Origin of the sequence: Sphaerospermopsis sp. FACHB-1194 (genome assembly GCF_014696235.1) — a bacterium.
Lineage (GTDB): Bacteria > Cyanobacteriota > Cyanobacteriia > Cyanobacteriales > Nostocaceae > Sphaerospermopsis > Sphaerospermopsis kisseleviana.
In genome coordinates this window covers 16,782-39,258 of the sequence record NZ_JACJPU010000021.1, presented here as the reverse complement: position 1 = coordinate 39,258, position 22,477 = coordinate 16,782, and the positions used below count along the sequence as shown (strand labels likewise).

General features: G+C 32.9%; 20 protein-coding genes. All 20 read right to left on the bottom strand.

Going from position 1 to position 22,477, the window contains the following annotated elements; genetic code table 11:
- Nucleotides 1-18 precede the first annotated feature (18 nt).
- Nucleotides 19-1,113 carry a glycosyltransferase family 1 protein gene (locus tag H6F45_RS13745; RefSeq protein WP_190347449.1) on the bottom strand — a complete coding sequence of 365 codons (1,095 nt, stop codon included), beginning with the start codon at nt 1,111-1,113 and terminating at the stop codon, nt 19-21.
- On the bottom strand, nt 1,097-2,095 hold the full coding sequence (locus H6F45_RS13740) for a glycosyltransferase family 2 protein (protein WP_190347448.1): 999 nt from the start codon (nt 2,093-2,095) through the stop codon (nt 1,097-1,099). The genes H6F45_RS13745 and H6F45_RS13740 overlap by 17 nt, the downstream gene beginning before the upstream one ends.
- A 34-nt stretch (nt 2,096-2,129) precedes the next feature.
- Nucleotides 2,130-3,440, bottom strand: coding sequence for a glycosyltransferase family 2 protein (locus H6F45_RS13735; protein WP_190347447.1), 1,311 nt, complete (start codon nt 3,438-3,440; stop codon nt 2,130-2,132).
- A 93-nt stretch (nt 3,441-3,533) separates the two neighbouring features.
- Nucleotides 3,534-4,643, bottom strand: coding sequence for a UDP-galactopyranose mutase (gene glf, locus H6F45_RS13730; RefSeq protein ID WP_190347446.1), 1,110 nt, complete (start codon nt 4,641-4,643; stop codon nt 3,534-3,536).
- Complete coding sequence (locus tag H6F45_RS13725) at nt 4,636-6,525, bottom strand: glycosyltransferase (RefSeq protein WP_242052619.1); 1,890 nt, start codon at nt 6,523-6,525, stop codon at nt 4,636-4,638. Before H6F45_RS13725 ends, glf (H6F45_RS13730) begins: the two co-directional genes overlap by 8 nt.
- 36 nt (nt 6,526-6,561) lie before the next feature.
- A complete protein-coding gene (locus H6F45_RS13720) occupies nt 6,562-7,299 on the bottom strand; it encodes an ABC transporter ATP-binding protein (protein ID WP_190347445.1) in 738 nt (245 codons plus the stop codon).
- A gap of 91 nt (nt 7,300-7,390) precedes the next feature.
- Complete coding sequence (locus H6F45_RS13715) at nt 7,391-8,179, bottom strand: Uma2 family endonuclease (protein WP_190347444.1); 789 nt, start codon at nt 8,177-8,179, stop codon at nt 7,391-7,393.
- Between the two features lie 278 nt (nt 8,180-8,457).
- Nucleotides 8,458-9,279: an ABC transporter permease gene (locus H6F45_RS13710; RefSeq protein ID WP_137668389.1), complete on the bottom strand. Its 822-nt coding sequence runs from the start codon at nt 9,277-9,279 to the stop codon at nt 8,458-8,460.
- 158 nt (nt 9,280-9,437) lie between these two features.
- Nucleotides 9,438-10,268 (bottom strand): Uma2 family endonuclease, encoded by an 831-nt coding sequence (locus tag H6F45_RS13705; protein ID WP_190347443.1) that lies wholly within the window; start codon nt 10,266-10,268, stop codon nt 9,438-9,440.
- Nucleotides 10,269-10,303: 35 nt separating this feature from the next.
- Nucleotides 10,304-11,293 carry a glycosyltransferase gene (locus tag H6F45_RS13700; protein WP_137668391.1) on the bottom strand — a complete coding sequence of 330 codons (990 nt, stop codon included), beginning with the start codon at nt 11,291-11,293 and terminating at the stop codon, nt 10,304-10,306.
- 75 nt (nt 11,294-11,368) lie between these two features.
- Nucleotides 11,369-12,652 carry a glycosyltransferase family 2 protein gene (locus H6F45_RS13695; protein ID WP_190347442.1) on the bottom strand — a complete coding sequence of 428 codons (1,284 nt, stop codon included), beginning with the start codon at nt 12,650-12,652 and terminating at the stop codon, nt 11,369-11,371.
- Nucleotides 12,653-12,677: 25 nt separating this feature from the next.
- Complete coding sequence (locus tag H6F45_RS13690) at nt 12,678-13,583, bottom strand: class I SAM-dependent methyltransferase (protein WP_190347441.1); 906 nt, start codon at nt 13,581-13,583, stop codon at nt 12,678-12,680.
- Between the two features lie 88 nt (nt 13,584-13,671).
- A complete protein-coding gene (gene glf, locus H6F45_RS13685) occupies nt 13,672-14,781 on the bottom strand; it encodes a UDP-galactopyranose mutase (protein ID WP_190347440.1) in 1,110 nt (369 codons plus the stop codon).
- A gap of 22 nt (nt 14,782-14,803) precedes the next feature.
- Nucleotides 14,804-16,702, bottom strand: a complete 1,899-nt coding sequence (locus H6F45_RS13680) for a glycosyltransferase (RefSeq protein ID WP_190347439.1) — start codon at nt 16,700-16,702, stop codon at nt 14,804-14,806.
- A 610-nt stretch (nt 16,703-17,312) separates the two neighbouring features.
- Nucleotides 17,313-18,056 (bottom strand): ABC transporter ATP-binding protein, encoded by a 744-nt coding sequence (locus H6F45_RS13675; RefSeq protein WP_096567910.1) that lies wholly within the window; start codon nt 18,054-18,056, stop codon nt 17,313-17,315.
- Nucleotides 18,057-18,069: 13 nt separating this feature from the next.
- A complete protein-coding gene (locus H6F45_RS13670) occupies nt 18,070-18,876 on the bottom strand; it encodes an ABC transporter permease (RefSeq protein ID WP_096567908.1) in 807 nt (268 codons plus the stop codon).
- 489 nt (nt 18,877-19,365) lie between these two features.
- Nucleotides 19,366-20,112, bottom strand: a complete 747-nt coding sequence (locus H6F45_RS13665; protein ID WP_137667685.1) for a Uma2 family endonuclease — start codon at nt 20,110-20,112, stop codon at nt 19,366-19,368.
- A gap of 35 nt (nt 20,113-20,147) precedes the next feature.
- Complete coding sequence (locus H6F45_RS13660) at nt 20,148-20,819, bottom strand: Uma2 family endonuclease (protein ID WP_190347438.1); 672 nt, start codon at nt 20,817-20,819, stop codon at nt 20,148-20,150.
- Between the two features lie 9 nt (nt 20,820-20,828).
- Nucleotides 20,829-21,584: a Uma2 family endonuclease gene (locus H6F45_RS13655; RefSeq protein WP_190347437.1), complete on the bottom strand. Its 756-nt coding sequence runs from the start codon at nt 21,582-21,584 to the stop codon at nt 20,829-20,831.
- A 75-nt stretch (nt 21,585-21,659) separates the two neighbouring features.
- The gene (locus tag H6F45_RS13650) at nt 21,660-22,457 is read right to left on the bottom strand and encodes an Rpn family recombination-promoting nuclease/putative transposase (protein ID WP_190347436.1); all 798 of its coding nucleotides are present in this window, start codon (nt 22,455-22,457) and stop codon (nt 21,660-21,662) included.
- Nucleotides 22,458-22,477 lie beyond the last annotated feature (20 nt).

Here is a 22,477-nt window from a genome sequence, read left to right as displayed (position 1 = left end):
GAAATTTTTAAACTCATCCTAAATATATTGCTTTAATATTTCAACTGTAGCCATTCCTGTTTTTTCCCAACTAAATTGATCTGCTCTTTTTATCCCTTGTTCTGAAAGTTTTTTTCTAGTTTCTGCATCATTAATAATAGTTTGCATTGCTGCTGTAATTTCTTGTATGTTATAGGGATTAATTAAAATTGCCGCATCTCCTGTAACTTCTGGAAGGGAGGAAATATTAGAAGTGATAACTGGAGTACCACAGGCCATTGCTTCTAATACTGGTAAACCAAAACCTTCCCACAAACTGGGGAAAACTAAAGCAAGTGCTTGATTTATAATGGTTGGTAATTCGTTGTAAGGTACGTAGTTAAGGAATTTGACTAAATGATTTATTTCTAATTCTTGAACTTGTTTTTCTAATAATGGGGTGTAACGTTTATCTGTTGGTCCAACTAACCATAGTTCATAGTCATTTCTGTTAGAAAGTATGGAAAATGCAGTTATTAAACGTTGTAAATTTTTATAAGGATGTTGACGGCCGATGTATAAGAAATAGTTTTTAGTGGGGAGGTTGAGAAATTGGAAATGAGAGCGATCGCACGCTAGGGGAATTGGTGTTATTTTATTACTTGAGATTTGGTAAAATTTGGTGATATCGTTAGCTGTTGCTTCAGAGTTACAAATAATATGTTGTGCTTGGTTGAGGACTTGGGGGGTATAGTAACGGTGATATGGTGTTAGAGGTGAAAAGGGTTTGGGAAAGCGTAATGGGATCATGTCGTGTGACATGACGATAAAGCGACAGTTTTTGTATAGTGGTGCTTCAGGGATGGGGGAGAATAGCAGGGTAGATTTAAGGTTTGTGTATATTTTGGGTAGTTGGAATTGTGTCCAGATGAGACGGTTTAAATGTCCCTTAATACCGTCAGCGGGTGTAAGATTGTTGGGGATGGTGTAGCAGTTGAATTCAGGGTAATTTTGCGCTGTTAATAGGGTAGGTTGGAGATGTTTTAAATATGGTAACAGATTTAAAGCATAGTTGCTGATGCCGGTTGGTTGGGAGAAAATAATTGATAAGTTGATAGTTAATAGATGAGATGATGAGTTATTGACTATGTTCATTAATTTGCTTATTGTCTGAATTATCCCTAATTTTGAATTTATGCAAAGCCATACCAGCATTCCAACCTATACAGATACCTTGTATAGATTCTTGAATATATTTCCATAAAATTTCATTTGATAGATGATGTGTAAATTTTAAACGAAGAATTCTGAGTAAACAACGATAAATTAGGAGTAGTGTGAGACGAATTATGAGGATAGGGAAAGGGATTTTTTTAAATGCGTGTTTTAGGGCAAAATAGGTAGTATTTTTAGCTAAGGCGTACCAACAGGTAAGATGTTTTTGATCTTGACGATTATGGCTAGGTTGAGGGTAATGATCTACAATTACATCACAGTAATGAATTTTATAACCAGCTTGAATAATGCGTAAACAAACATCAGTTTCATCTAAAAAATATTCAAAAAATTCGTCATAGCCGTTTATTGCATCTAATACATCTTTGCGATAAGATGAATTTGCACCCATCAAACAGTTATACCAAAAACCTTGGGTTTGGTTATAATTAACAGCATCTTCTGAACGAATAGGAATTGTATTACTAATAATATTACTGATACCTCGATGGTATTGTAAGGGATAACCTGGTTTTGTCATGTCTCTGACTGTACCACCAACCCCAGCACATTTATCACCATGTAAAGAATAAGTTTTTAGCAGTTGTTCTATCCAGTCAGGAGGTGGAATAGCATCATCATCTATGAAAGCAATAATTGATCCTAGAGAATTTTTGATACCTATATTCCGGGATATACTAATATTTTTCTTTTCTGATGTGAAAATTTTAATATCAAAATTCAAGTTATTTTTTATTTTTCTTAGCATATCTAACGTGTGATTCGTAGATGAAGAATCTACTACAATAACTTCAAAATAGGAATAGTGGATCTGGTTTAAGGAATCTATAGTTCTTTGCAAAGAATCTGCACGATCAGTAGTACATATAACTATAGATATTAAAATATCTTCTGCTAACATAAATATTTTTTCACCTTTGTTTATCTAATTATTCTTATGAAGTGGGATTTTTTATTAAACTTATCATACGTAAATATACTTTCAACATTTTATAAAAGACTATTAAACTTTTACACAACGAATTGATGAACCCCCATTTTACCTGAACATAACCACTACCTGTAAAAATATAGATTTTCTTAGCTAAATTGAGTGCATAAACGTCTGGAATATGACAATTTATTATGGCAACATCAACTTGTTTAAACATACAAGATACTAAGTAAATATAAATCTGATGTAATATATTTTTCGGTTTATGCCAAAATGTAATTTTCTGATTTATTTCCATCTCTTTTAAACTTATACTTTGAGATATTTCTTGATAAATACTAGATTGTACTAAAACTAATGAAGATTGATCAATAACTTGTGCTAAAGAATATTCTTTATAAGGAAGTAAACCTGGCATTTTACCCTGGATTCCTTTAAAAAAATCTTCGAGTCCTTGTAAATAAATTTCTACCCAGAAAAATCTCCCTGTTAAGGAATAGTAGATTAATTTAGGTAGCAACACTCTGATTCTTTTTAATAAAAGTTCAGGATGATGTTTCTGCCAGCAATAGCACAAGTTACGCTCATCATAATAACTAATCCAAGGACGTTGTTTAAAATCAGGTGAAGAATGCCAAACAATTGATGCTGGATGTGCTGCTACTACCCAACCAGCTTTTTTTGCTCGCAAGCACCATTCCACATCATCAAAATGCAGAAAATAATTTTCAAATACTCCTATTTGCTGTACAACTTCACGACGCACTAATAATGATGCAGCAGCACAAATATCAACATTAATGTAAGGTTTTCCTGCTAATATTTGCTCATTTCCAATAAGTTGATAATTACCAAAATTAGTTTTTAAATGAGCTTTTTTTTGATAAATAAAACCACCTATTTCTTGAATAATTTGAGGCTGTTCTAATTTTCTAATTTGAGAACCTACTAAACCAACTTCAGCATAATTTTCTAATATTTCCACCAAAGGAAGTAAAGCTTCGCTGTCTAAACGAACATCATTGTCCAGAAGCCAAATATAATCATATTCTAATTCTAGTTGACTGACAAAATTTAGTCCATAAGAAAACCCTCCAGAACCACCTATATTTTCTCCTGTTTGTAACACTTTGATATAAGGATAATTTTTTTCAATGTGTTCCTGTGTACCGTCATGGGAATCATTATCAACTACGAAAATATCAAGATTTATACCGCTTAGATTTAAGTTAGTAATATCTTTAATTAAATTACAAACATCATTTTTTTTGTTCCAAGTAACGATAACAGTCGCTACTGCGTTGTGAGACATTTAATCTAGACCTAATAAACAACAAAATTTTTCCTCTCAAGTAATATTTTCGTCTGTTGTAGTCTCCATTCTTTTTGTCATCAATTAATACAATTAATAAAGTTTACTAATTTTGTTCTCAAATACAGTTAGGGCAGCAGCAACAACTTGATCCATGTTGTAATACTGATATTGTGCTAATCTACCAACAAACGTAACAGTTTGCAATTTCTCGGCTTCATCTTTATACTGTTGGAATAACTCACGATTTTCTGGGCGTGGTACGGGGTAATAGGGATCTCCTTCTGCTTGCGGGTATTCGTAATAAATTGTAGTTTTGGGGTGTTTTTGTCCAGTTATATGTTTGGACTCAACTATTCTTGTAAAGTCATAATCGTTGGGATAGTTAACTACTGCAACTTGTTGAAAATATTCTGTGTCGTGAGTCTCAAACTCAAAACGTAATGAACGATAAGGAAGTTTACCAAATTTATAGTCAAAAAACTGATCTATGGGTCCTGTATATATTAAATGGTCAAACTTCAGCCATTTTTCAACTTCTTGAAAGCTGGTATTTAGCATGAATTTAATATTAGGGTGATCCAACATTTTTTCAAACATTTTAGTAAAACCGTGTAATGGCATAAGTTGATATTTATCACCAAAATAGCGGTTATCTTTATTAGTTCTCACAGGAATACGAGCGCACACAGAAGCATCTAATTCATGAGGCCACAAATTCCACTGTTTATAAGTGTAGTTTTTAAAGAATTTTTCATATAAATCTCGCCCTACTTTACCCACAACAGCTTGTTCAGAGTTTTCAACTCTGTCATATTTTTCTCTAACTTGTTCATAAAAATCTTCAACTTCTTGACTATTAAGATTTAGACCATAAAGTTTATTAATAGTATTCAGGTTAAGGGGAATTGGGTAAATATCACCATCTAACCTAGCAAGAACTTCATGTTGATAAACTCTCCACTCAGTGAACTTGCATAGGTAATCAATTATTTTCTTACTATTAGTATGAAAAATATGCGCTCCATACCGATGGATTAAGACTCCAGCGTTATCATAATAATCGTAAGCATTACCACCAATATGATTGCGGGTGTCTATAACTAAAACTTTGCGATCTAGCTGTGTAGCTATACAATTTGCTAAAGTACAACCGGCAAAACCAGCACCAACAATCAAAAAATCAAACATCTTATTAGACATGGTTTTTGTTATTAATTGATTTTTCTATTTCTAAATACTTTTCCCAAAAAGATTGGCTAATAAATTCAGGAAACATATCTAAATAAAGCCTTTTTAATTTAGGTAATTTTAAAAACATTAATACAGCTAACCAGATAGCATAGAATAGAACTTGAAAAAAGCGTATTCTAGAAAATTGAACGACAAATCCTTCTTTTGTTTGCAAATTATAATAAAGAACTTTCCTAGCTCTAAAAACGTTTAGAGGTTTACCATTCCAAGAAGGTACAATTTTATAGCCCTTATCTGTTAAATTATCATCGTTCCAGAAAAACCAGGAGGGTAAAATATGTCCATTGAGAGTTAAAATTCTGAAAAACTTATGTAATGTATTTTCAGTTTGTGTAATAGTTTCTATATATTTATTGTGTATGAATATATTTGTACAATCTCTCGTCGCCTTCTCGGTACATACAGATAGTTTCTTATGTTCTTCTTGTGGATTTTTAGAGAATAAATGATTGGGTCCTTCTAGAAAGTCTGAAGTTGCTTTCAAAATATAATTCGCTGTCTCATATTTGTAACAAAATAGATGTCTAATTACAGGTTTTACAAACCATTTAATATACAGAAAAAGATTGATTTTTGTATCCAGATATAGGCTGTTAAAAATTAATCCATTTCTAATGTTGTAATATTCTGTAACCGGGCTATGCTTGGTTTCAAATTGTTCATGCCAAACACATATTCCATTTAAGTTTATCATTTTATTTTGGATTCTTTTATTAAATTCCACATCATCCAATCTGATAAAAAATGGATAAGGAAGCCCAAATTTTTTGATATTTTCCATAGGAAAACAATATAACCACCAAGCATTATATTCAGAATATTCTTCTATTTCATTGAATAAAATATTGGCTACAACTCTTAAATCAAGATTATGCTTCAGGGGTATACAACCCTTGTCTTTATCCCAATATCCCCCTCTTTCATGTTGGATATATTTTTTATCCAATCTCAACATACTACCGCCAATGCTGATATTTTTTTGGTTGATTAGGCTCATAAAGTTCCATAATCTTTTAATTATTTCTGGATCAAATAGAACGTCATCATCCATAAGTAAAATATGGGAGAATTTTTCTTGATGCTCTAAAACTTCAATCATACCCCTTGCAAAACCACCACTGCCTCCTGTATTTTTATTAGGTATAACATGAATTAAATCATTATCAAATTTCTCTAAAGTCTTGCCATTATCAATTATGAATAGCTGGATTCTATCTGCCCACGAGTCTTGTTTAAATAGATATTTTTTTAGCAAATGAATATTCTTGTATATGTATTCTTCTCTTTTGTATGTACATATAACTAATGCCAACTTGATATCAGTTTCTGGTTCTATATAAGAATAGAAAGAACCTCCTCTTATTTGACAATTGTTATTTAAAGCTTCAATCCCAATATATATCATTCCAGAATAGGAAGATATATCAAAAGTTTCTAGGATTGTTAATGTTTCAAAGTCTGCATTGTTTATTATTGTCTGTGATACTAAAGTTTTATCCTGATCTAATGTGTCCATATTCCAAGTACTAATCTTGAATGAACCTTGCAATTCGAGATCAGCACCAATACTTTTTATTTTGGTATAATTTTTCCAAGTTTCCACAGAAAAGCCATTAAAATATGTATCGAAACTAACAAACCCACCTTTATTTAGTTCTAAAGTTTGATTTTCATAATTAAATAAGACTTTAGAGTTGGTTCTAAAAAATAGCTCATCAACAGCACAGATATCAATTTTGGGGAAAATAAAATTCTGAATACTAGTTTTTTTATGAATTTCCTCTTCTTGGAACAATACTGATGATTTGCAATGATTAACCATAACTTTCATGTTTATATGTGTTTACCCTGTATGATGATGTTATTTTCAAATCACTTTTTTATTAAGATAATAATTTACACCCTTTTCTGTACTTCCTATAAAATTTATTTTTCCTCCCTCTATCCAAACTACTTTATCACAAGAGTGTTTTACAAACTCCAAATCATGGGACACAACTAAAACCGTCGTTTCCCCATTCCAAAAACTATCCATTCTTTGCTTACACTTATTCTTAAAACTCTCATCTCCTACAGATAACACCTCATCCAAAATTAAAACATCTGGCTGCACATCCGTAGCAATAGCAAACCCCAACCTTGCCACCATACCAGAAGATAAACCCTTAACCGGAACTAAAGCATAATCCTGCAACTCCGCAAACTCCAAAATTGACCGCGATCTTGCTTTCATTTCAGACCTAGAGAATCCTAACAATACACCATAAAGAAGTATATTGTCCATCACTGAAATTTCCGGATCAAAACCTGCTCCTAGTTCAATCAAAGGTGCCACTTGACCACGTACTCTAACTGTTCCGCTAGTGGGTTGCAAAATTCCAGATATTACCTTTAAAAGCGTAGATTTACCTGAGCCATTAGCACCAATTATACCTATTTTTTCACCTTTGTCAACTACTAAATCAATATTATCTAAAACTAATTTTTTAGCGGGCTGGCGATACTCGCCTTCTACTATGGATAGTATGGTTTTCTTTAAATCATAAGAAAACTCTTCTTGAGTACGCCTCCATAAACAAACCTGATCTAGTCTAATGACTTCCATTTACAATAAATCCATAAACTGATGTCGCTATAAATTAAAACAAGTCTATCCCACGATAGAAAATAATTATACCACTCAATAACGTATCTATTTACAAACTATCAGGTTCAATACCTAATTCTCTCAATTTTTGAGCTAAAATAGCTGCTTTCTCCTCTGCTGCATCAGCACGTTGGCGTTCAGCTTCAGCCTTTTGGCGTTCAGATTCAGCTTTTTTGCGTTCAGCTTCAGCTTTTCGTTCTTCAATTTCTGCTCTTTGGAGGGCAATTTCAGCTTTTCTAATTTCTTCCAAATTAGCTTCTTCTGGTGTAGGTACTAACTTTCCTTCAACCGTAAAATATCTTAACTTCTCTTCCCACACCCCTAAGTATAAACCTATCTCCTGACTCCAATACCAGTCATTTTCTGATGGTGTAATAGCTTTATATTCACTGTCTGTTAGTCGCCATCCCATTAATTCTAAGGTATTTGGGGAAAACCAAAAATACTCAGGAGTGCGGAATTGATTTTGATACAACTGTTTTTTCAATCCCTTATCTACTTTCGCTGTAGAATCAGAAAGTAGTTCAATGATTACATTGGGATATTTACCATCCTCTTCCCATATTACCCAAGACAGGCGCGGACGTTTTTCCGTGTCTTTGACTAAAAAAAAGTCTGGACCTCTGAAGTCTCGGTTTTTTAATTGTTGACGACTATAGTAAATACTAAGATTTGCACCAATAAAAAAATCTTCTCTATCACGCCATAACCATTCTAAACAAGTTACTAATATTAATAATTGTGTATAATGTAATGAGCTTTCCATTTCTGGCTCGTCGCTTAGTAGTTGAGTGCAATCTGGCATTAATGCTTCTATTTCTTGTGCGGTTAAAGCCATAGATTTTCTTAGGATAAATTACTATCTTTAAGTTAATTATAAACTATCCGTATCTAATGGTCTGCAATTACAGCATATTCCATCTACACGATGTACATTATGAACAGGCAAGACTTGTAATGAGCGGTTAGTGAGCTTGTACTGAGCGAAGTCGAAGTGCGCAGTCGAACTATGTCGAAGTATGCCTGTGCTACAAGGGTTTTATCATTAATATCTGTACCTGATAATAATGGAAACTGCTGTATCAAATAATAGTTATATCAACAAAACAAGTCTATTTACAATAAATCCATAAACTGATGTCGCCACAGATGAAAACAAGTCCATCCTAAGGACAAAATAATTATGCCACTCAGTAACGCCCCCCATATTAAACCTAAATCTGGTGCAGAACCTGATAATGTAATCTGCCGCAGACTCTCAATTATAGGCGATAGGGGATTTAAACTCAGAAAAGGCTTGACTTGGGGTGGTACGATCGCTGCTGGATAAAAGACAGGGCTACTGATCCAAATCACAAACACAACTAACTCATAAAAGTAGGGTAAATCTCTAAAGAAGACGTACAAGGCACTTACCAAAAATCCAATACCAGTGGAAACTAACACTAATGCCAGAAACGGAAAGACTAATGCTAATACATTTACCAAACTCTTGGCATTAAATAAAGTCATCAATGCCAGTAGTGGAAATGCCCCTACGGAAAATTGAAATATGTTCGCCGCTACCATAGAAACAGGGAAAACACTGACTGGCAACCGAATCTTATTCAATAATGCTCCATTACCGACTACACTTGCTAAAGCTTGGGATGTGGAAGCTGAGAAAAAATTAATTACCACCAGTCCTGTAAACGCTGCTAATACGTAGTTAATGATGGAGTTACCATAGTAAGATGAAAAGGTAGCACCAAAAATAGCTGTGTATAAACCAGTCATGATCAATGGGTTCAGCAGTGACCAATAAACACCCAGGATTGAACCCCGATAACGCACTTTTAAAGTCCGCACTACCAAGACGTGCAATAGTTCCCAGTAGCGCTGTACCTGTAACCAAGTTAAATTGTTTTTGATGAAATTTTCTTTGATAGATAGGGTCATTCTCCAGAACCACCACAGGCTATAGCCAACTTACCAGAGCATTGTATACTATTTTCAGTATTAATTTAACCTAAAATATAACCATCCTCTTGAACGTTAAAATAGATCCCTAACTTCTCTCAAAAGAAAAAGTCGGGATCTATTGAATGACAAATTATTTACAAACTATCAGGATTAATACCTAAATCTCTTAACCTCTGAGCTAAAATAGCTGCTTTAGCTTCTGCGTCTTCAGCCCTTTGTTTTTCAGCTTCGGCTCTTTGTTTTTCAGCTTCGGCTCTTTGCTTTTCTGCTTCAGCTCTTTGCTTTTCTGCTTCAGCCTTTTGTTTTTCTGATTCAGCCCTTTGTTTTTCTGATTCTGCTTTTCTGTAAGCAATTTCAGCTTTTCTGATTTCTTCTAAATTTGCTTCTTCAGGTGTGGGTATTAATCGCCCCTCAACGCTAAAATACCTTAATCTACTTTCAAACACTCCTAAATACAACCCTAATTCCTGACTCCAATACCAGCCATTTTCCGAAGGAGTAATACTTTTATATTCACTGTCTGTTAATCGCCACCCTACCAATTCTAAGGTATTAGGCGAAAACCAAAAATATTCAGGAGTTCTAAATCGGTTTTGGTACAACTCTTTTTTTAATCCCCGATCTACTTTAGCAGTAGAATCGGAAAGTAATTCAATAATTAAATTGGGATATCTACCGTCTTCTTCCCATACTACCCAAGAAGCACGAGGGCGTTTTTCTGTGTCTTTGACTAGAAAAAAGTCAGGTCCTCTAAAGTCTCGATTTTTTAACTGTTGCCGGCTATAGTAGATGCTAAGATTTGCGCCGATAAAGAAATCTTCTCTATCTCTCCACAACCATTCCAAACAAGTTACTAATATTAATAGTTGTGTATAATGTAAAGAGCTTTCCATTTCTGGCTCGTCGCTAAGTAGTTCGGTGCAATCTGGCATTAATGCTTCTATTTCTTGTGCGGTTAAAGCCATAGATTTTACTTGGATAAGTTACAATCTTTGATCCATTATAAACTAATATGATTCTTGTTAAGAATTTTCTCATTATTTCCGTAATGCCAAGCAATACCAGCACTCCAACCAACACGCACACCTTTAAAAGCTTGTTGGATATATTGCCATAAAATCCCATTATTGAGACGATGGGTAAATTTAAGCCTAATAATCCGCAGTAAACAACGATAAATTAACAGTGAGGCTAAACGTATAATTAAAATCGGCAAAGGAATTTTTTTACAAGCGTGTTTTAAGGCAAAATAAGTCGTGTTTTTAGCCAAAGAATACCAACAAGTTAGATGTTTTTGATCATAACGGTTATGACTAGGTTGAGGATAATGATCTACAACCGTATCACAATAATGTATTTCATAACCAGCTTGAATTAAACGCAAACAAACATCTGTTTCATCTAAAAAATATTCAAAAAATTCATCATACCCATTAATTTTTTCCAGTAATTCTTTACGGTAAGATGAATTAGTTCCCATTAAACCATTAAACCAAAAACCCTGTTTTTGATTATAGTTAATCACATTTTCTGAACGAATAGGAATTGTATTACTAATAAGATTGGTAATACCTTGATGATATTGTAAAGGATAACCAGCTTTTGTCATATCTCTGACAGTACCACCAACCCCGGCACATTTATCACCATATAAAGAATAGGTTGATATTAATTTATCTAACCAGTCAGTTGGGGGAATAGCATCATCATCTATAAAAGCAATAATCTTTCCTGATGATTTTTGGATTCCTATATTTCTAGAAATACTAATATTTTTAGGTTGTGATGTTAAAATTTTGATGCTAAAAGTTAAATTATTTTTGAGTAAATTTATCATTTTTAATGTACTGTCATCATCGGAAGAATCTACCACAATAACTTCAAAAGAATTATAATTGATGTGATTTAAAGATGCCAGAGTTTTTTGGAGTGAAGCAGAACGATCTGCGGTACAAATAACTATAGATATCAATAAATTTGTGTTTGACATAGTTGCAATTATTTCCAATTATTTCCAAGTATTTCCAAGTATTTCCAAGTATTTCCAATATTTTGAAGAGAGATGTTATTTTGCACCGACTGATTTATTTACCAAAATGCTCATCTGCAAATATATTTTTAATACCCGATAAAATACTTGCAGACTGTTAAACAGCACATTCATTAAATGCAAATTTACCTGAATGTAACCAGTACCACTAAAGAAATAAACTTTTTTAGCTAAATTGAAATACAAAATTTCTGGTTTATAGCAGCTAACTATTACCAAATCTACAGGTTTAACAAAACAAGATCCTAAACAAATGTAAATTCTCAATAATAAACTTTTGGGTGGATACCAAATAGTAACTTGAGGGAATTGACAGATATTTTGATATATCGAAGATTGCACCAATATTTTGCTATTATTGTGAATAATTGTTGCTAAATCATATTCCTGATATGGCAATATATCAGGCATTTTACCTTTAATTTTTTGAAGGAAATCTGTCAAACCTTGTAAATAAATTTCTGCCCAAAAATAACGCCCAGTTAATGAGTAATAAATTAATTTTGGCAATAATAATTTCAGACGTTTTAATAATAGTTCTGGTTTGTGTTTTTGCCAACAGTAACAAAGATTACGTTCATCATAATAACTAATCCAAGGACGTTGTTTAAAATCAGGTGAAGAATGCCAAATAATAGACGCTGGATGAGCAGCAACCACCCAACCAGCTTGTTTTGCTCTTAAACACCATTCCACATCATCAAAATGCAGAAAGTAATTTTCAAATACTCCGATTTCTTCAATTATTTCCCGTCTGAATAATAATGAAGCTGCTGCACAAATATCTACTGTGAGATAAGGTTTACCTGCTAAAATTTCCGCTGTTGATTTAATAGGTGAGTTACCAAAATAAGTTTTTAAATGTGCTTTTGGTTCATGAATATAACCGCCTATTTCTTGAATAATCTCCGGTTGTTCTAATTTTCTAATTTGAGAACCTACTAACCCTACCTCTGGATACTTTTCTAAGGTTTCTACTAAAGGAAGTAAAGCTTGATGATGTAAACGTACATCATTATCTAGTAACCAAATATAATCATAATCAAGGTTACTAACAAACTTCATTCCATAAGAAAAACCACCAGAACCTCCGAGATTTTCCCCTGTTTGTAAAACTTTAATTTCGGGATAATGTTCTTCCAGATAAGCTTGTGTACCGTCATTAGAAGCATTATCAACAACAAAAATATCCAGACTTATCCCATGCAAATCTAGTTTTTGTGTGTCTTCAATAACCAAACAAACATCTTTAATTTTGTTCCAAGTAACAATGATAGCTGCGACTTTGGTAATGTTCATAATTTATTTCAGATTATTGCATAAATCATTTATTAAAATCAATAATTCCAATACCCATCCATTCTTCAGCAATATGACTAATTTCCCAAATTGAATATGACTGAGAGTATGATAATTTCATTTCATTCCAACATCTTCTAGTACCACCATCTAAGTGATCATATTCCGAGGCGTTAATATCATGAAAAGCACAAATTTTTGCATAACGACCTACATTAAAAAAGTCTCTTTTCATGCCATGATAGGAATGATCTGCATCAATATAAACAACATCAAATTCTTTACCGATAAAATCAGCAGATGTAGCAGGAATGGCTTTTTCTAATGGTAAAATAGATGCAAAATAATCCCAATCTCTAAAGTTGTCTTCTATATCTACACAGGTATACTTAAAGCTTTTGTTGAACTTAGATAAAACCGCACAACAAAAAACAGAAAATCCTCCATACATTACCCCAATTTCCAAAAAAGAACTTGGTTGTTTTTGAATGCAATAAATTAAAAAATCTGCAAATTCAGTAGGGATTTGTAATGGACCATAATCAGAAGCATTCAGATATTGTTGATAAGGAGAATAAAGATTCCATCCTTGATATGCACAACCATAATCTTTGATTTTTTCTAACAAAAAATTTCTATTTTTTAATTGTTCTTTGTCTGCTGCTAAAATTGATTGAATGACAACTCTACCCTTATTAAAATCATGTTCAATGGCTTTTTGATTCATGATATATGGTAGATTTTCAGATTTATTTACCGCAGCTAAATCTTGATATTCTGTTTTTAACATCTTATAGATTTTTTTGATTTTTCTGGATTCGACTTTTAGCCGTTCATAGGAACTAATTAACTTTTGAAAACCCATATTTCGATCACGAATAAATACACGAATAGATTTAGGTACTATTTGTGTGAATGCTGTATATATCACGATATTTTACCTCTGATTCTTGTTGATTAAATGTGAGGAAAGGTGAGTAAAGTGTGGATGTAACCTGATGAAAATCTCTAATAAAAATCTAATAAATTTGACTAATTCTTTTTTCAAAAACCGTGAGAGCAGCAGCAATAACTTGATCCATGTTGTAATATTGATATTGTGCTAATCTGCCTACAAATGTCACCGTTTCTAACTTATCTGCTGCATTTTTATACTGTTGAAATAATTCACGATTTTCGGGACGCGGAACAGGATAATAAGGATCTCCTTCTGCTTGTGGATATTCATAATAAATAGTGGTTTTTGGATGTTTTTGTCCAGTAATATGTTTAGATTCTACTATCCTTGTAAAATCATAATCATTGGGATAGTTGACAACAGCAACAGGTTGGAAATATTCAATATCATGAGTTTCAAATTCAAAACGCAATGAGCGATAGGGAAGTTTACCAAATTTATAATCAAAAAATTGATCGATGGGTCCAGTATAAATTAAATGGTCAAACTTCAACCATTTTTCTACATCTTGAAAACTGGTATTAAGCATAATTTTAATGTTGGGATTATCCAACATTTTTTCAAACATTTTTGTAAAACCATATAGTGGCATAAGTTGATACTTATCACCGAAATATCGGTTATCTTTATTAGTTCTCACAGGAATACGAGCGCACACTGAACCATCTAATTCATGAGGCCACAAATTCCACTGTTTATAAGTGTAATTTTTAAAGAATTTCTCATATAAATCAGTTCCTACTTTGCCAACTACAGCTTGTTCTGAGTTTTCGATTCTGTCATATTTTTCTTTAACTTGCTCATAAAATTCTGCAATTTCTTGACTATTGAGATTTAAGCCATACAGTTTGTTAATAGTATTAAGGTTGATAGGAATTGGGTATAAATCACCATCCACTTTAGCTAAAACTTCATGCTGATAAACTCGCCATTGGGTAAATTGTGAAAGGTAATCAATAATTTTTTTACTATTTGTATGGAAAATGTGCGCTCCATATTTATGAATCAATACTCCCGCATTGTCGTAAAAATCAAACGCATTACCTCCAATATGATTGCGGGTATCAATCACTAAAACTTTGCGATCTAAGCGCGTAGCTATACAATTCGCTAGGGTACAACCTGCAAACCCAGCACCAACAATCAAAAAATCAAACATTGTAGGGTACATAATCTTGTGATAGTTAATTTGATTATTTTGTTTCTATTTCTAAATACTTTTCCCAGAAAGCTTGACTGGTAAATTCAAGGAATGAGTCGATATATAAAGTTTTCAATTTTGGTAATTTGATGAACATTAACAAGGATACCCATAGTGCATTTATTAGCACTTTAAAAAACCTAGTTCTGGAAAATTTGACTACAAATCCTTCCTGCATTTGCAAATTATAATACAAAACCTTTTTAGTTCTAAAAGCATTTAAAGGTCTACTATTACTAGCGGGGACAATACAATATCCTTTATCGTTTAATGTGTCATCTGCAAAGAAAAACCAATTTGGTAAAAGATGACCATTAAGAGTTAAAAGTCTGAAAAATCTATGTAACTTGTTTTCACTCTTTTCTCTACTTTCTAGATATTTTTTGTACACAAATGGTAAATCTGGATTTTTAGTTGTTTTTTCTGTAGACTGACAAACCTCTTGATGATTTTCTTCTGGGTTTTTAGCAACTAGAACATCAGGACCTTGGAGAAAGTCAACAGTACCTTTAATAATGCTTTCAGCAGTTTCATATCTATAACAGAATAATTCTTTTAATAATGGTTTCAAAAACCATTTAATTGCCTTGATACTGCTGAACTCTTTGTGAAAGTACAAACTATGATAAATCAGACTATTTCTGAAAAAATAGTATTCAATGGATGGATTTTTCTTATTTTCAAATGGTTCATGCCAAACACATATACCATTCAAAATTATAATTTTTTTACCGATTCTGCGGCAAAATTCCACATCATCTATTTTAATAAAGAAAGGATATGGTAAACCATAATCTTTGATAGCATCGACTGGAAAGCAGAAAAACCACCACCCAGCATAATCAATATATTCATCTACCTCATTAAATAAAGTTTCTTTTAATTTTCTCAAATCCATATTAGGTTTAACAGGAATAAAACCTTGATTTCTATTCCAATAAGCTCCTTTTTCATGCTGTATATATTTTTTATCTAATCTCAACATACTGCTACCAAGACAGACATCTTTCTGATTAGAAAATGTCAAAAAGTTCCAGACTCTCTCTAATATTTCTGGATCAAAGAGAATATCATCATCCATCAGGATAATATGTGAAAATTCATTCTCCTGATTATGTTGCTGTTTTAAAACTTCCAGCATTCCTCTAGCAAAACCACCGCTTCCTCCGGCATTTTTATTGGGTATAACATGAATTAAATCATTATCAAATTTCTCTAAAGTCTTGCCGTTGTCAATAATAAATACTTCTAATTTGTTTTCAATAATACTTGGTTTTAATAAGTATTTTTCCAATAATTTTATGTTTTTATAAACATAGTTTTCCCTTTTGTAAGTACAAATGACAACTGCAATTTTTACGTCGGTAACAGGTTCTGTCAAAGTTGAAAAATACCCACCGCTAATTTGACACAAATTTTCTAATGCTTCTATTTTCAGGTAGATCATTCCTGTAGATGTGGATATATCGAAGTTTTCTAAAACTTTGATTTCTTCAATTTCGTTATTTTTGATAATCTTCTGTGATAATACAGTTTTAGTCTCACCTAATCTGTCAATATTGTAAACACTAATTTTAAAAGTTCCTTTTAATTTGACACTAGCACTTATATTTCTAACCTGGGTATATTCTTTCCAGCTATCCACATAAAAAGCATTAAAATAGGTGTCAAAACTAACAATACCACCTTGATTTAGCTCTAGTATCTGATTTTCATAGTTAAATACAACTTGGTTAAATAAAACTTGAGAATTACTTCTAAAAAATAATTCTTCAACAGTACAAATATCAGTTCTAGGAAAAATTATATTTTGCAGATGATTATTACATATATCTTTTATATCTTTTGGAGTACGGTGAAGGATAGCTGGTGATTCTAGTTGGTTAACCATAGTTTATTTTTACTCGACCTTTGTTTTATGTTGCTTAATAAAAAATCTTCAGTAACTGTTATGCCAAACCAGAAGTTGAAATGCCAACAGAATAATCACTTAATTCCCAACTCTGGTTTCTGTATTCATATCTCTTGTTAATGGTGCATTTTTGGTTAATATTTTATACGATGTTAATGTATAGTTGAGTTGTTGTGGATTTTGAAAAATAGCTTTTTCCCTTGAGTAAATAAATTTATTTCACATTATTTCACCAGATTATGCTATTTTTTATACCTAAGTCTTCAATTATTTATGTCTGGCAATACTGGATAGTTATTTAACACTAAATTTTGTTGCTTCTTATGTTATTTTTGATTCTAGGTTTTATTTATTTCACTATCAAAAAATTTATACATTACACCTCCTAGTAATGATGTAATATTATTTGGTAGCGATGGTCAAAAATGAGTTCATATTGCAAAATTTAACTGCATAAATCTTGTTTTTCCTTGTGCTTCAAAATATCTAATATCTCATAAAATCCTTATTGATATGATATCTGCTCTATATTACAAATACAAATCGACTTACTCACCCTGATAAATAACTCTGATCAGTAGACTTAAATTTATTCTGGAATAACTTTACCAGCAAGATAAGACTCTACTGCACGTTCCGCACTACCTATAAAATTGATTTTTCCTTTGTCTAACCAAATTATTCTTTGACAAGACTGTTTCATAAAACCTAAATCATGGGATACTACTAAAACCGTTGCATCTGCATCCCAAAATTTTTCAATTCTTTGCTGACATTTATGCTTAAATCTTTCATCACCTACTGATAAAACTTCATCCAAAATTAAAATATCCGGTTGCACATCTGTAGCAATAGCAAAACCTAATCTTGCTACCATACCGGAAGATAAACCTTTCACTGGAACTAAAGCATAATCTTGTAATTCTGCAAATTCTAAAATTGAATGCGCTCTTTTTTTCATTTCCATCCTAGAAAATCCCAGTAACACACCATAAAGTAAAATATTGTCCATAACTGAAATTTCTGGATCAAAACCTGCTCCTAATTCAATTAAAGGGGCAATTTTTCCTTTACCTCTCACTTTTCCCTCTGTGGGTTTAAGAATACCCGAAATTATTTTTAAAAGTGTGGATTTTCCAGAACCATTCGCACCAATAATTCCTAGTTTTTCTCCTTTATTAACTACTAAATCAATATTATTTAAAACTAATTTTTTGGCAGGTTGGCGATATTTACCTTCTACGATAGAAAGCAACGTTTTTTTCAAATCGTAAGAAAATTCTTCTTGTGTTCGTCTCCACAGTGACACTTGATCTAGGCGAATTACTTCCATTACAATAAATCCATTACAATAAATCCATAAACTGATGTCGCCAAATATGAAAACAAGTCAATCCCAAGGATAAAATAATTATACCACTCAATAAAGCACCCCAAATTAAACCTAAATCTGGCAATGTTCCTGATAATGTAATTTGACGCAAACTTTCAATTATTGGTGATAAGGGATTCAAGCTTAAAAATGGTTTTACTTGATTTGGTACAATAGCTGCTGGATAAAACACAGGGCTACTTATCCACAGAACAAATACAATTAATTCGTAAAAGTAAGGTAAATCTCTAAAAAATACGTATAAAGCACTTACTAAAAATCCGATTCCTGTAGAAACTAAAATTAATGCTATAAATGGAAATACTAACGCTAGACAATTTACCAAATTTTTGGCATTAACTAAAGTCATTAATGCTAGTAAAGGAAATGCTCCAACACAAAACTGAAATATATTAGACGCAATCATTGATACAGGAAAAACACTAACTGGTAACTGAATTTTATTCAATAATGCGCCATTATTAACTACACTCACCAACGCTTGAGATGTGGAAGCTGAGAAAAAATTAATTACTACTAAACCTGTAAATGCTGCTAAGACATAGTTGATGATCGAGTTACCATAATATGATGCAAAAGTAACGCCAAAAATTGCCGTGTATAAACCTGTCATTATTAATGGGTTCAAAAGTGACCAATAAACACCAAGGAATGAACCCCGATAACGCACTTTTAAAGTTCGGGATACTAAAACTTGCAGCAGTTCCCAATAACGCTGGACTTGCAATTTTGTGAAATTGTCTTTGATAGATAGGATCATCCTCAAATACCACTACACACCACAGCCAAGATATTCGGGCATTTTATAGGATTGTCAGCATTAATTTTAGCCAATTTGTCAGAATTAGCTTTTCATGAACCATAGGAATAGTATTTAGGGGTTGCTGAGAAAGTCTTTCCGTGAGGGCATAGGAGTCAGGAGTCAGGAGTCAGGAGTCAGGAGGAGATTGGAAAATTTCTTTGCCATCTCTTGAAATCCCAAAAAATGCACACTTTTTCCGGTATACCCTTCAAAACCCTTGCACTAATTTCTGTGTTTATCAGCCTCTAACCTTTGATATATCAAGGTTTTAGGTTTATTCAGCAAACCCTATTTATACCAAATATCCCCAACTCCTTGGAAAAGTCAGGGATATACAGCAGAAGTCAGGAGTCAGGAGTGAAACAGGCTTTGTGTATAGGTTTCAATTTTGATTCTGTACCTCATTGATCTGTAATCTGCTGTATTTACTGAGAAAGATTACTTTCATTACAAACTATCAGGTTCTATACCTAATTCTCTGAGCTTTTGAGCTAAAATAGCAGCTTTATTCTCAGCTTTATCTGCTCTTTGACGCTCAATTTCAACTTTTTGACGTTCAATTTCAACTTTTTGACGCTCAATTTCAACTTTTCTAATTTCTTCTAAATTCGCCTCTTCAGGTGTGGGTATTAATTTTCCTTCAACGCTAAAATACCTCAATTTATTTTCCCAAATTCCTAAATACAATCCTAATTCTTGACTCCAATACCAGCCATTTTCAGAAGGGTTGATTTTTTCATATTCACTTCCTGCTAATCGCCAACCCACTAATTCTAATGTCGTAGGTGAAAACCAAAAATATTCAGGTGTGTGAAATTGATTTGCATATAACTGTTTTTTCAAACCCTTGTCTACTTTGGCTGTAGAATCAGAAAGTAATTCAATGATTAAATTGGGATATTTGCCGTTTTCTTCCCATATTACCCAGGAAGCACGAGGACGTTTTTCAGTATTTTTTACAAGAAAAAAGTCTGGTCCTCTAAAGTCTCGATTTTTTAACTGTTGTCGGCTATAGTAAATGGTGAGATTTGCACCAATGAAAAAATCTTCTCTATCTCTCCACAACCATTCTAAACAAGTTACTAATATTAATAGTTGTGTATAGTGTAAGGAACTTTCCATTTCTGGTTCATCGCTAAGTAGTTCGGTGCAATCTGGCATTAATGCTTCTATTTCTTGTGCGGTTAAAGCCATAGATTTTAGGTTGATAATTTGGTATTGTTCGTTGATTATAAGGTATCAGGATCTATTCCCAAAGAGCGCAATTTTTCTGCTAATTTATCTGCCCGTTGGCGTTCACTTTCTGCCCGTTTACGTTCATTTTCTGCCTGTTCAGCAAGTTCTGTTGGTATCAGTAATTTATCCCCTGTATCTAAACGGTAAAATCTTAAAAGTTCCCCTTCTACTTCTAAACGCAAACCCAAAGGTTGACATAAATTATCTGTAATGGGTTGATAAATCTCATCCTGTAAACGATAACCTTGTAATTTTTGATTTATCCATTCTCCCTTGGGATCAAATAACCAATATTCTAAAATTCCTAATTGTTCATACAATAATTTCTTGTATTCTTGATCTTGTTTTTGAGTTCCTGCACTTGTCATTTCAAAAACTACTTGAGGAACTTGTCCTTCTTGCCAAATTTTATAGTTATCTCTACCACCAGAAGGCACATCAAAAATGATCATGACATCTGGTGCTATTCTTAATTTGGGAAAACCTTGGGCATAATATAAAAATTGATTTGCCAGTACCGTTGCTTGTCTACCTGTAAGGTATTGTTTGAGAACTTCTAAGGTTGTTAAAATTGCATAGAGATGTATATAAGTTTCTGCCACTGGTTCACCATCACTACTAGGATATTCAATCTTGAAATCAGTTAATTTTACAGTTGTAGTCATAGTTTTTTCCTAATTTACTAAACTATCAGGATCTATTCCTAAATCACGCAATTTTGCTGCTAGTTTATCTGCCCTTAAATGTTCACTCTCTGCCCGTTGACGTTCGTTTTCTGCTTTTTCTGCTAATGTTGGCAACCAACCATTATTGTTATACCAACGTAACCATAAACCCTCTGTATTTTGATAATTTCCTTGCCATAAACCTAAACCCATTTTTATTTCTTCTAACCAAAAATGGTTATCTGATAAATTGACAGGTTCATATCGAGTACCATTGAGTTTAAAACTACGGAAATTATTTTCATACCTATCATAAATCACATAGTAAGGGATACGCAAAATTTGTTGATATACTTCCCATTTTGTGGGCGGTTTATTCACTTCTCTGAGAGTTTGTCCTAAGTCTTCTTGTTCTGTTCCTGGTGAGAGTAATTCTACTACCAAAAACGGATCAATTCCTTCTTGCCAAACTACATAACTTAAACGTAAATCTTCCTGTTGTTTAGTATTGGTAACTCCCAGTACCATATACCAATCAGGGCGTTTATACCAACTAGGATGACGTGGATCATAATATAGATTTAAGTCACTAGCTAGTAAAATTTCTGAGGTTTGATAATTGGTCGGTTGACAAGTTTCTGTCAGTAAATCCGCTTGTATACAATGAAATTCGTCCGGCAACCCTGATTCTCCTATTAATTCACTAGGTAAATCATACATTGTGGGCATGGTTTCTTTGGGTGAAGGTGGATGATTTTGATACATTTTTTATTACCTCATCAGGGCGTATTCATTGAATACACCCTCAGAAAATTAATTATTTAGTAAGCAGTAAAACTCTTAAAGTTCTCGTTCTAAATCTTGAACTTGTGCCAAAGATAATTCTGTAACTTCAGCAATTTGCTCTAAACTCATGCCAATTCTTAATAACTTTAAAGCTAATTTTTTGGTTGCTTCCGTTATCCCTTCTTGTTTACCTTCCTGTCTTCCCTCTGCTAATGCTTCTTGATAAACTCTGGTTTGTTTTAAATCACTTAACCCTAACATGGCTTCTATCTCCTCGCGGCTTTTTTGGGGTAATTTATAGACGATAATTGTCTCAATTAGTTTGATCAGATCCCGTTTACTGGTGGTATCATTAATTTGTTGGTTGGCTTGGGCAATTAACTGTTTTGCTAATTCTGGTGCTGTCTGTTCTGTTTCTATTACTAGTTTAACAACTCCTACCCCTAAAGAAGTTTCTCCTAACTCATCTAAGTAAATGCGTTTGACTCGCTCCAATAGCAAGATTTCACCAAATTGTACAGGCTGTTCTCTTTCTATGGTACGACTAGGATAGATAATGACAACCTGCCAAGGATGGGGCGGTTTGTATTGTTTTAAGTAGAGGCAAAGTTCTGCAAATAGCCGATAATATAAATCATCGTCTGGTTGAAATTGTACTTCCACTACATAAAATGGTTTTTTGGCATCTTTGGTAGTTGGTAAAAATAATCCATCCAACCGAAAAGCTAGTTGTTTGACTTCACGGGATGTAAATTCATAAGCAACTGCTTCTGTGGGAGATTTGTTAATTAATTCAAAGAAAATGCTCGGAAATTCTTGAAATAAGCTATAGAAAATGGTATCTGTTTTCACGGTAATTGGGTAATTTTATT